Source organism: Bacteroidota bacterium (assembly GCA_039111535.1).
Taxonomy (GTDB): domain Bacteria; phylum Bacteroidota; class Rhodothermia; order Rhodothermales; family JAHQVL01; genus JBCCIM01.
The window spans coordinates 17,702-29,741 of record JBCCIM010000060.1 but is presented as its reverse complement, the minus strand read 5'-3'; the positions used below and the strand labels follow the sequence as shown (position 1 = coordinate 29,741).

The 12,040-nt window shown below is 48.6% G+C and carries 11 protein-coding genes; 4 read left to right on the top strand and 7 right to left on the bottom strand.

Going from position 1 to position 12,040, the window contains the following annotated elements; all coding sequences use genetic code 11:
• On the top strand, positions 1-575 hold a 575-nt coding region (locus AAF564_11430), incomplete at its 5' end, for a hypothetical protein (GenBank protein MEM8486152.1).
• A 32-nt stretch (positions 576-607) separates the two neighbouring features.
• Here the strand turns inward: AAF564_11430 and AAF564_11425 are convergent.
• The 4 genes from AAF564_11425 to AAF564_11410 form a co-directional block, all read right to left on the bottom strand.
• Positions 608-1,021 (bottom strand): hypothetical protein, encoded by a 414-nt coding sequence (locus AAF564_11425; protein MEM8486151.1) that lies wholly within the window; start codon positions 1,019-1,021, stop codon positions 608-610.
• An 8-nt stretch (positions 1,022-1,029) separates the two neighbouring features.
• Positions 1,030-1,662 (bottom strand): DUF1080 domain-containing protein, encoded by a 633-nt coding sequence (locus AAF564_11420; protein ID MEM8486150.1) that lies wholly within the window; start codon positions 1,660-1,662, stop codon positions 1,030-1,032.
• 122 nt (positions 1,663-1,784) lie between these two features.
• Positions 1,785-2,816 (bottom strand): proline racemase family protein, encoded by a 1,032-nt coding sequence (locus AAF564_11415; protein MEM8486149.1) that lies wholly within the window; start codon positions 2,814-2,816, stop codon positions 1,785-1,787.
• 39 nt (positions 2,817-2,855) lie between these two features.
• The gene (locus AAF564_11410; protein MEM8486148.1) at positions 2,856-5,282 is read right to left on the bottom strand and encodes a GAF domain-containing protein; all 2,427 of its coding nucleotides are present in this window, start codon (positions 5,280-5,282) and stop codon (positions 2,856-2,858) included.
• A 730-nt stretch (positions 5,283-6,012) separates the two neighbouring features.
• Between AAF564_11410 and AAF564_11405 the strand changes: the two genes are divergently transcribed.
• Positions 6,013-6,228 carry a hypothetical protein gene (locus AAF564_11405; GenBank protein MEM8486147.1) on the top strand — a complete coding sequence of 72 codons (216 nt, stop codon included), beginning with the start codon at positions 6,013-6,015 and terminating at the stop codon, positions 6,226-6,228.
• Positions 6,229-6,330: 102 nt separating this feature from the next.
• On the opposite strand, the gene AAF564_11400 is transcribed toward AAF564_11405, so the two are convergent.
• The 3 genes from AAF564_11400 to AAF564_11390 are packed head-to-tail and all read right to left on the bottom strand — an operon-like array spanning position 6,331 to position 9,467.
• Entirely contained in the window at positions 6,331-7,260 is a 930-nt protein-coding gene (locus AAF564_11400; GenBank protein MEM8486146.1) for a PIG-L family deacetylase, read from the bottom strand.
• Positions 7,260-7,922 carry a sterol desaturase family protein gene (locus tag AAF564_11395; protein ID MEM8486145.1) on the bottom strand — a complete coding sequence of 221 codons (663 nt, stop codon included), beginning with the start codon at positions 7,920-7,922 and terminating at the stop codon, positions 7,260-7,262. The genes AAF564_11400 and AAF564_11395 overlap by 1 nt, the downstream gene beginning before the upstream one ends.
• A 54-nt stretch (positions 7,923-7,976) precedes the next feature.
• On the bottom strand, positions 7,977-9,467 hold the full coding sequence (locus tag AAF564_11390; protein ID MEM8486144.1) for a glycoside hydrolase family 13 protein: 1,491 nt from the start codon (positions 9,465-9,467) through the stop codon (positions 7,977-7,979).
• A 238-nt stretch (positions 9,468-9,705) separates the two neighbouring features.
• Between AAF564_11390 and AAF564_11385 the strand changes: the two genes are divergently transcribed.
• Together AAF564_11385 and AAF564_11380 are read left to right on the top strand one after the other, a co-directional pair.
• Complete coding sequence (locus AAF564_11385; protein MEM8486143.1) at positions 9,706-11,109, top strand: hypothetical protein; 1,404 nt, start codon at positions 9,706-9,708, stop codon at positions 11,107-11,109.
• 304 nt (positions 11,110-11,413) lie between these two features.
• A complete protein-coding gene (locus AAF564_11380) occupies positions 11,414-11,944 on the top strand; it encodes a hypothetical protein (protein MEM8486142.1) in 531 nt (176 codons plus the stop codon).
• Positions 11,945-12,040 lie beyond the last annotated feature (96 nt).

The window sequence follows — 12,040 nt, the reverse complement described above, 5'->3', positions numbered from 1 at the left end:
TTTTGGTTCGCATGCGCCAGTTCTGGACGCGCCAACGCCTTGTGCCCGTACTCGGCACCACAGCCCTTTGCCTCTTTGGCGGCCTGACCTACATGTACTTTGACTCCTTTTTTGAGGATGACCCCATTGTAGCTCGTCACATTGTTATTAATGGCAACGCATTTGAAGTAACAACTAACTTCGATGGCGAAGATGCAGACGGAAATGCATTCTATTGGGAATTTGACAGCGCAGATCGCCACAGCCAGTGGGACCACAAAAAGTGGAATCACGAAACCCTGCGTGGTGAAATTGAGTGGGACGTAGCACTTGAACACAAGCGGGATGCCTTTGAATTGAAGCGAAAACTCGAAAGGCTTCATGAGCGCGAGCGCGAGCTCAAGGGCCGGTTGCACAAATTCAGATTCGAACAGAGCGACGATGACGACGAGAGCATCATCATAATGCAGAAAGACGCAGATGATCAGGAGTTGATTATCAAACGTGGCGACGGCGATGCTTCTGTAGAAATCATTGTAAACGGCAAGAAGATCGAGGTAGAGAAACTCGAAACGGAGAAGCTGAAAGAAATTTAATCCAGCCGCACAAAAAAGCGGCTACAAAATGGTTATTCCAGATCAAGGTCAATATCAAACCCGATATTGACCTTTTTCATTTTGGCGAGTTGCTTCACCATCATAACCAGGTCGCTTTTAGTCATTTGCTCGAGCGAGTTGAGATCAGACTCGAGCAAGTTGGTTGCGATCTTGACGAGTTGGGCAACGGTCAATTCGTCGAGCGTCAGCGCCGGCCGGTTTCCACGCTTGCTCTTCTGGATGTCGCTAAAAATCTGGCGATCCGACTTCCCCCGTTCCCTGCCCCGGCGCAACTGCTTCAGGCCGCTGTCAGACAAAGGCATCCCCACAAAAGCATCGTCGTGTGATGTACGCGCTTTCCAGTTTCCAATTTCAATAATCTGGCCATCCAGATTTCGGGTAAAGATCTTGTCCTTCTTCATGGGGTCGGCTTTTCTTTTGGGCATAACACAGTTTACAGTGTTTCAAGCGCAATAGATTTGTACCACTGCTCTCCAGGTGGTCCGCTATGGATTTGCAAGCAGATATGCCCTTCAAGAGGAATATCCGGATCTTCTTCCGTGTATGCAACTGTTTGCACACCATTTATGGCAATGCGAAAATTGGGCCCTTTTGCCTCTAGCAGGTAGGTATTCCACGCCCCTGGCTTCAGAATTTCATCGATCAGTGCTTCATCAGCTGTAACCAGCATCTTGTTACGACGCGACTCATCGTAGATGCCCCCCCAATAACCTGCGCCAATGTCAGCCTGGTATCCAATGACCTCATTATCACCCGGGATACGCTCCGTGTGAAATTGTATGCCGGCATTGGTCTCATCTCCTACCAACCTGGTTTCCAGTTCGAGTCGGAAATCAGAAAAACGATCTATCGAGCAGAGAAATTCGTTTTGTGGAATTGGTTGCGTTGTAGTGCCGGCAACAATGGCTTCATTTTCAATACGAAAAAAAGCATTTACCCCTTCCCATCCTTCAAACGACTGCCCATCAAACAACATGCGCATGTCTCCAGCAGCTTCTGCTTCGGGCAGGCTTTCCGGGTTTGCTTTTTTTGCTGGCGCACAGCCAACCAGTACGGCACATAGCACGCAGAACAGTAGATATAGACAAATATTGAACTTCACGGGGAGCCGGTGAGATGCTTCAAAAGGACAAGAATGATATAACGGTACGCAAATCCAGCTAATTATACAATGCAGCGGCAGTCCCTTTAACGGAGGAAGAACCCATCTCTCAAAGGATCTTCCGGATCTACCAGAAACGTGTGCTGGCCTGTAATGTGGGCAGTCCCTTCAACCCGCGGTACAATCGATGCATACGGACCAAAGGTCACCTCTTCGGCAACCTGGCAGGAAAATGTACTCCCAAGTATGCTTTCAATGACTATAGACTCCCCTATTCCTATTTCCCCGCGTGCATGGTGTACAGCAAGTCGGCCGCTCACGCCAGTCCCGGTCGGCGACCGATCTACTTCACCTTCAGCAAAAACACAGACATTCCGGCTGTGGTGCGCAGAGCGCTCAGCTGGTCCAACGAAGATAACACCGTACAGAAAGCCCAGGTCTTCATCAACAGGATGCGTTATGGTGCGCTGTTTCATTACAGCCTTTTTGATGGCACGCCCTTTATCGATCAGATAGCGGGCCTTTTCAGGCCGGCAGGAAACCCCAACAGAAGCAGCATCAACATAGGCATAAAAGGCACCGCCAAAAGCTAAATCATACTGTACCTGGCCCAAACCAGGGACGTCTACCTGTTGATCAAGGGCGACAACAAAAGAAGGGACATTCAAGAAAGAAACGCTTTTGACCGTACCACCAACACTATGGGCAGTGGCAACAATTTGTCCGGCTGGAGAATCAATGCGAATTTCTGTATCAGGCCCGCTACGCGGTATTTGACCTGTGTCAACCAGCGCTTTGGACAACGCAATAATGCCATGGCCACACATGGTACTGTAACCTTCGTTATGCAAAAAAAGCACGCCTAGGGCAGAATCAGGGCGATCGGGCGGGGTTAGGATACAGCCGTACATATCCGGGTGCCCGCGGGGCTCTAACATGAGCATCGTGCGTATGGTATCGAGATGCTCGCGGGCGTACCGTCGCCTGGCCAACACCGTATCTCCCGGCAACGCAGGGAAACCATCTACTATAATACGAAAAGGCTCCCCACCCGTGTGGGCGTCAATGGTGCGGATCTGCAACCAGTCTTCAGGGGGGTGCCAATGCTTCATCTCCATTGCATCGGGCCGGCTTTAGTTCACAAGAATCCGCGCAATTTACTGCAAGGACTCCGGAGAATCTACTGCCACTGATACAGATTCTGTAGTCGCCCCGTCTCCCACCGGCAATGCATGAAGATCCGAAATAGGACCAGAAAACGTTTTGGTATTAGCTGCCTGTTGCCGAATGGTTACGCGCAGCGCACGCAATCCATGGACGCCTTGCAAGTTCTCCAATGCCACATCTTCCAGTTCGTCGGTAAAGTACCCGGAAGCCTGCATGTACTTGATATAGCGCCGATATTCCTGCGCTTCGGCATCTTGCGAATACACAATAGCAATTTTGCCCGGTTGCGTCAGGCGCTCCCGTGTCCCCTCAATCCGGGCTTTGTCAATTCGTTTTTTGACAATCTCGTACCGAATATTGTACGCACCATCCACATCAAACTTCTTCTCATCTACCCTGAACCGAATCGACAAAGGCATGTCTTGCACCAGGATAAGATGCGCCACATGCAGCGGCACTTTAAGCGTTGGAATGAGGTTATCCATTTCCCACTGCACACCGCACATCAACATCAGCTGCCACAACCGCAGGTTACGAAGGTAAATTGGGTCATAAGATCGGTTCTGTACGAGGGAGGCACCCACATACAAGTTGTAATCCACGCCATCGGTTTTGTACATCTCAAAAAAGTGAGGATACATTTTCTGTGCATCTACTTCTTTTTTGTCGATGTACTTGCCAATGGTATCATTGATCAAGCGTACACTTTTCTCATACTCTTTGCGCTTTTCATAAAGCACACCCAGGCCTGGATCGAGCGATTCACGGTAAGTGGCAATAGCTGCATGCACCGAAGGGCCAAACTGTTGAAGCTCATCAAACAGCATTTCCACTTCATCACGCAAAAAACTCAGGATGTTTATTTCATCCCCTGAACGGAGCTCATGTTCAATATCGGCGGCATATACAGCAAGCTGATAACTCATTTCGTCGATGACATGCAACGGACGGTATTTTTGCGCTTCGATTAAAACCGCATGCGCGAGTTCCAACTGCTTGACAAGGTCTGCCTGGATGGATTGGTTGCGCACCTCAGACGAACCGCGGATATCGGACAATCCATAGAGCGGGTATACATCCTTAAAGACGATTGAATCTGCTTGTGCATTAACGGCTTCAGCTTGCTCCTGGTAGATAAAGTCGCGCGCGGCATCCCGAAAACGCCATTCAACGGCGGGATGGATTGAAGTATACTGCTCTTTAATAATCGCCTGAACCCGATCTTCGAGCTCTTCCATACCACGATGAATAGCAAGCGCAAACAGGGCCGTGATCTCTTCAAACTTGTTTATCGTAAAACCATTGAGATCGTTGGGATTGGGCGAAGCGATTTCAAGGATCCCTACAAGATCATCTTCATAGTAAAGCGGTGCCAGGGCCAGGTTATTGTATCCCTGTTCGATCAAATGCTGCTCAAATCCCGTCCGGTTTTCATAGGCCTGCAGGTTCTGCAAAATGGCAGGTTCACGCCGGCCATCACATACCTCTGCATATAGCGACTTATTCCACATTGGGCAACTGGGCGCAGCTCCGCCCTTCATCAACAAGCTCCGGCCAAGCGGCTTGATGCTGGTAATTTTGTTAAACTCACCGCTACCAATAGATACCAGGCCCACTTCGAGCTTCGGCATCCGCATAAGCGATCGAATTCTGCCCTGAATTTGCTGGATTTTAGCCGGCGTATTGAGCGCATCTTTCTGGAGCAAATCGTTTTTCAACATGGAAACGATCTGTCCTTCCGTCACTTCTACCGCAGTCAGTAACGCAAAACCATGAAACTCAATCAGTTCAGGAGGCAGCTTCTTTTTCCACAATTCGAGATCCATGATGTTGTTCATCAATTCACTCAGGTCGTCCTTGGTAAAAGACGGAAGCGGTCCCAACTGTTTGACTTTACTAAACCGCGTATCAAAATCAATTTTGAAAAAGCGCGTTAAACCGGTCTCCTCGTTCTCTACCGGGAAAAACATGGGGAGTTTTACCGGGAGGTCATACCCAAACAGTTCAGCAACCAACCCAAGGTAGGCATTAACTGTTTTACCTTTAGACATCAAGTCAGCCTGTGCAGAGAAAAACTTGAGCAGGTGCCCCATCATATTTTCTCGGTCGAAGACCGGCGTAGAGTAAAAACTCTCCGGTTGCCATGGCAAAATAGCAGCTGAGTACGAGGTTTCGCACGTGCCTACAGGCAACAGGATAGACATAAGCATGTCGAGCAGGTCTGCGTGTTTTTCCAGCACAGACATGTCGTCTATTCCACCTCTAAATGCAGGTGTTTTTTCTACCTCATCGAGTATTTGACGCGCAAGATTGGACTTGATCCCGTCTGTATTAGCCTCAATTTCTTGCCAAAACTCGATTAGTGGCTCAAGACTGAGCACTGTTCGAAATGGGAAATGGTCGTCTTTATATTCCATGCCTTTCTCAGGTATACGCGTAATGGGTGTACACACGAGGCACTATATTGCCCTCTGTTTTCCTTACAAGTAAGGATTTATGCCTATAATGTTACACGAAACTCCTGCAAAAGGGTTCGCGACATCTCACACAGGTAAATCAGCCCCCTGCCCCGCAAGATGATTCTTGTCAGAACTGGCATTTGACGCACCTGAAAAAGCTTGAATAGTGGCGCACATCCGAACAATGAAGTGGCTACACACAATCTCATCCAAAAACAGGAAACGGCAACACCATAGCTATACAAATCTACAGGTTAACGCATGTTTTTTCTGGATTTAGAAATGGTTTTTCCGCACCTGAAAAAGGCGGACACGATAGAGGGGCAAAGGTCGTTCTTTAGCATATGCTGATCGATTAAAGAGCCAACTTCCTGCTTTCTTAATCGCTTCTTCTTGAAACCTGTTGGTCCATTCTTTTTTTGCGGCGTAAAAGTGGCGTCCGAAGAGAAATGGGTAAGTCTCCTGCGGTTTCAGATTTACCTTTTTTTGTTCGATTTCCGGACGATACAAGGATACGTAAGTATTCAGTTAAAGGCCTTGCACAGGCTGTGTGTTACCTGTTCTGACCAGGGGTCAAACAACCACACGGCAGTTTGCCAGGATTTTAAATAAATGAAATCAACGAAGGTACGACTTCGACGCTTTGCCGGCAGTACAAAAGCGTAGTTTTCGGCCGGAGGATATAAATATGACAACGAAAACAAGACGTTTCGTTTTTAACGCTTCAAACCTTTGTGTAGTCCTCGGCCTGATGGGCCTCACCTTGCTCACAGTAGCAGGTATTGTGTTTTCCTGGATGAACGGTCAATACCTCTTTTCAGGTTTGGGCATCGTGTTTATCTATTTGATGTTTATGGGTAGTGATGTGGTGTGCAGAAAGTATCTCCGCCCGAGAATGGGATAACGGAGCGTGCGTGTGAACGTGTAGAGGAATGCCCTTAAAGGAGAAAAGGGGAAGCAGTCATTGCGGCTGCTTCCCCTTTTTGATTTCTCACTAACCTTGTTCTCAATCGAAAAACGGAAAAAGCTCTTTCAGCGTTTCTCTTGAAGGCTGGCTGCCATATTCGGAGAGCTCAAAAACTTCAGCATATTTGAAGGATTCGCCACGTTCGTCTCCATAGTATGTTTTCAGAAGGTCCCGGTAGGTGTCAGCGATGAAGATATCTCTTGCCTGAAACCGCCCTGCGATGTATTCGCGCCGGCCGGCTTCATCTGCTGGCACCTCGTGGTCATACCCGTCTAGCCAGGCATTCCACTCACTGAATTGCGAGCGCAGTTCTGCCATACATTCGTACTTGGGTGCAGATTCCTCGTCGATCCCCACAGCAATGGTAGGTTCAAACGGATACGGTTTTTTAAATCTGTCGTAGTAGTACATGAACACAGGATTTTTCTCAACCCGCGGCGTATCTGGTGTAAAAAACGGTACCGTCACCATAAACGAAGCATCCTGGACAAGAATCGCGGTATAGCGATGATCCGGATGGTAATCATTGGCGCGGGGTGCAAGTACAATATCAGCCTGCCATTCGCGGATGAGCCGCGCAATTTTCTTCCTGTTCTCCAGCGTCGGCATAAGCTCTCCGTCGTGATTGTCGAGTACTTCCGTTTCGATGCCCAGCAATTCTGCGCAGGCTTCAACTTCGCGGGTCCGCCGGCGCGCAAGCTCCCCGCCCGCCATCTCAAAGTGTCCGATATCGCCATTTGTAACTGAAACAAATTTGACGGCATGTCCTCGAGACGCCCACATTCGCGCTACACCGGATGCTTTGATTTCACAATCATCAGGATGGGCACCGAACGCGATAATTCGCAGAGGCCGCTCTGTTTCCTGGGCTGCAACAGGAGCAGCTAGACAAAGCATAACCAGGGTATAACTAAAACAGACCAGCAGGGGCTTCCATTGCCGGGCTTCTACTTTGGGGGGATGATACATTATGAGGTACCTTTTTTTCGGTCAGGCGGCATGGTGCGAAAAACGTAGTCCCAAATGGGCGTCGATACACCAAACGCTTTATCCGGGTGTTTATAGTGATGTAGCGCATGATGCCGCCACAAAGCCTTTAAGAAACGCGCTTTGGGCGGCTTCCAGGCATGGGTAGCATAGTGAATAAAAGCGTAAGACAGGTATCCTAAAAGGAAGCCTGGCATAAACACGAGGACGTACGCCCCCATAGCTAGCCAGAACAATCCAAGCAATACAAGAATGATCAGCGTGCCGGGTAAAGGGGGCATGATCAGGCGTTTTGTATCGCGGGGAAATTCGTGATGAATGCCGTGAATCGCATAGTCAAATTTGCGTACGGCTTCTGAATCCGGAAAGAATGTATCGAGATGGTTTACAAAGCGATGAAAAAGATACTCGAATAGCGTCCAACTGAAGTATGCCCCAACAAAAAGAGCAAGCCCGGTCCATGCGTTGCTCGTTACACGCGCAGCGTATGCCCACATCAAGAGACCGGCAATGATGAGCAGGTAGACTCCTACAGATACAAAGGGAGAAGCTTTTGATAGCCGTTCGAGCGCGGGTGAACTAAAAATCTGACCGCTCCCTGAATCTTTAATCTCCTTCATGCGCACTTCTGGATTGTTTTCCATAGTACTAAGCTGTCATTTAAATTTGGTAGTCCGTTTTCGTCGTTCTTCTTTAGGTTACCCCATTATTAAAAAAGGCGTACGTGCCTGCACACGTACAGTGATTTGTGATGCAGCATGGTTGACAATCCTACACCCTTCTGCCGGCCACAGGACCTTCATATCGGCACCCAGCACCATGTCAGTATAAAACTGAAATATGGCCTCGGCATCAGCCGTGTTAAACCCGACAAAGGCTGCCTGATTGGCAAGTTTTCGGCGAAACACCCACTGGCGGCCGGCCGCATACAGGGTCTTAAAATCTCCAGTGCGTAGCACCTTATGGTTGTTTCTCAATGCGCAAAATTCGCTATAAAATTTCAAAAGATCCAGATCCCAGTCACTTTTCTGCTCCCAGGGAAAAGCCTCACGGCAGTATGGATCGTCGCCGGCAGACATACCTATTTCATCCCCATAATAGATACAGGGCGCCCCTGGCAGCGTCATAAGCATTGCAACACACAGCTTGAGCGCATCCTTTTTTTCACTCAGCACCCACAGGGCACGCGCTGTATCATGACTATCCAAAAGATTCAATTGTGCGAAGTTAATCTCCCAATTGTACCACCCGTACATTGTATCGATAACTGTTGCAACTTCTGCTGCATCGCGCGGCTTGAGGGAAAGATGGTTACGTTCATAGCCGGGCCGCAGGGCATCAAAACCGCAAAATGTCATGGCTGCCCAGGATACCGTATAGTTCATTACTGCATCAAACTGATCCCCTTGTAACCAGCGCCGGGCTTCTTCCCAGATTTCACCGCAAATGTAGGCTTCCGGATTGGCCGTCTTAACAGTATCCCTGAATCGGCGCCAAAAAGCGTCGTCATCAATTTCTGCCGGCACATCGAGGCGCCATCCATCAATGCCAAAGTCGATCCAGTATTTGGCTATATCGAGAATGTACTGCTGGACGTCCGGGTTTGCAGTATTCAATTTTGGCAGGGCCGGCAAGTCCCACCAGGCAGCATAGTTGATTTTTGTGTCGCCATCCTCTGGATATGGGCGCATCGGCCAGTCCTCTACAATAAACCAATCGATGTAAGGCGAGGCACTGCCATTTTCAAGGATGTGGTGGAACGGCCAAAAACCACGACTGGCATGATTAAACACGCCATCGAGCACCACTTTCATATCACGGGTATGGGCGGCATCGAGCAAAGCGCGCAAGGCCTCATTGCCCCCCAATAAAGGATCCACCTGGTAGTAGTCAAACGTGTGATACCTGTGGTTGGCAGCGGAGGCAAATATCGGATTGAGATACAAAGCGGTCACACCAAGCGCCTGCAAGTAATCCAGGGCATCAATGATACCATACAAATCCCCGCCTTGAAAACCTTGTTCTTCTGGGGGCGCTCCCCAGTCTTTTAGCTTGATGCCGGCCGGCTGTTGCCAGGTCTTGCTGCGACGAAATCGATCCGGAAAGATCTGATAAAAAATAGCATGCTTAACCCATTCGGGAGTCTGCACTGACATATTCATGTGATTCTGCTCTTCAATATTTTTCATTTGATTTAAAAAAGCTCTTCCACGAAACACACTAATGTGGTTTTAACTTTCGACACATTTCTGACATTGGAATAGGCTTTGCAGGGCATTATCTTATGCCCTATCAAGCGTCCGCTAGCTGTTCCAAGACAGTGTAATACCAGCATCACATCGTGTATTGATTGTCTCGCTAGACAAAGCGCGCAGCCTCCCATCTCAGAAGCAAGCAGATTAACTATCCTGCCCCCACACTGATGATATGAAGCGCAACAGACTTTTCCGAAGTGCTGGCCTAACGCTATTCTTTCTATTTGGACTCCAGCTACCGGCGCTGGCCCACGTGAAGTGGTTTAGTGCGTTTTCGTTTACCCATCAACCCCTTACGCTTCAGCAAATTTTGTCTCCGGTATTTCTCATAATGCTGGCGACTTGCCTGTGCATTATCGGCGCACTCGTTTTTCTCGACGATCAGATTACCCGGCATCCGGCATATAAACAATTTGTGGAAAAGGTAAGCAAACACGCAAATCGGAGTGACTTGATCATACGCGTAGCAACGGGTGCTGTGCTTTTGCTTTCCTGGCAATCTGGCGCATTGCTTGTCCCTGAATTGTTGGTTTACAATGCCTGGGCGGAATTTGCGCAACTTGGGTTAGCCATCCTGATTCTTTCCAACAGGTTTACCCATTTTGCCGGCCTCGGATTAATCTGTGTCTACCTCTTCTCTGTATTCTATTTTGGTGCGCTATACATGCTGGACTACACCTACCTGCTTGGCGCCGGTTATTACCTCGCAACAACCAACTCGGCCAGCAAAAAACGGCGAGCTTCTGCCTTGCCGGCCTTGTATGCCAGCGTAGGTTTTTCGTTATGCTGGGTCTCCCTCGAAAAACTGGTATATCCTGATTGGGGCATCGAAATCCTGCAAGCAAATCCTGCCCTCACGTTTGGCTTTGATCTTATCCTTTTTCTTCAGATCGCCGCTTTTGTGGAATTCATTCTCGGCTTTTTGCTCATTGTCTGCCTCTTGCAACGCCCTATTGCGCTCGCTATCACGTGCCTTTTTATTTCGACAACCCTGGTCTTTGGTAAACTGGAATTTGTGGGCCACGCCATTGTTCATGCTGCGCTGATTGTATTCCTCCTCCGCGGCCCCGGCATTACCTTCAGAACACCAATCACCTTTTTTAAGCATATCTGGCAACGGATTACGTTTGCCGTACTGAGCTTTGGCATTGTGTTTATGGCGATGTTACTCATCTACACCAATGCTGCTGAGTCAACCTACATAGCCGCACAGGAAGCTGCTGCACAAACAACACACATGGCTGCCCTGCAGGAGGTATCACCCGATCAGCCCCAGCCAAGAATTGCACTGGATGTACACGAGGATATGCATGGTGGATGGAATGTGCGACTGATCACACAGAACTTCGAATTCACCCCCGAAGAATGTGGACAAGGCCACATCGATGGGCATGGACACGCGCACCTGTATTTGAATGGGGAGAAAATTGCGCGCCTTTATGGTCCCTGGTACCACATTGCTTCACTACCTGAAGGCAAACATGACTTCAAAGTGGTGCTCACCTCAAACGAACACGCAGAATATGCGATTGATGGTATTCCGTTGGCTGTAGAAAAATCGGTGATTGCCATGTAAGTAAGAATAGCAATCTAAAGTCCTGTAAAACATGCCGACAACCAGAAGATACCTTCCCTGGATAAAGGGAAAGACTCAAGCTGAGAAACAGGCGCACCAACCAAAGATTGGGCCGAAATATATACTACTAAATAACCGCCATAAAGCAATCAACTGCACTTTTGGCTAAATAAAAAGGGCCTAATCGTGTCGGCATAATCCTTGTAAAATGAATTAGTATAACCAATAATTTTTGTGCGCTGTTACCTCTTCTATGCTGTGCACTTCCTGCCCCCTGATTTATATAAGCGATTCTAATAGCAACATGAAAAATCAGACGAAATTATACGCAGGGAGCATTTTTCTCCTCTTGATCAGTTTTTTGGGTACCCAACAAGCAAACGCCCAGAACGAAATTGGCGGACATATTGGTACTGTTTTCCCATTGATAGCAAGCACTGGCGGTGATGTCACAACCATCTCTGATAATCTCGTAGCCGGCTTCCCGATGGGTGTGACGATCAAAACAAACATTAATGTGGCTTTCGACCTTGAGGTTGTACCCTTTGTAGACGCAAATGCTGTTTCAAATGTGCTCTTTCACCCGGGCGTTTTAATGGGCCTCTCCAATGGTTTCACTTTTGGTTTACGCGGCGCTTTTGAGACAGGAGGTGCTTACGGTGTCACCCCGCTTCTAAACAAGGCGTTCCCCCTCCCAAATGATCCAGACACAGCATTCTTTGTCGAATTGGTACTTCCCGTCAGATTCTATCAGGCTGCACCAGAATATCAGGGTGCCGCGGTAAATGTAGACAAAACCCTTGCGATGGCCGTCCATTTTGGTATTGGCTTCTAACAAATTGTAGCACTAGCACGCTGCTTACTTAAGAAAGTGGACCTGTGGCGGCCCGTTCCAGCTGCTATATCCCCGGCCCCTTGCATCAGCCTGTAC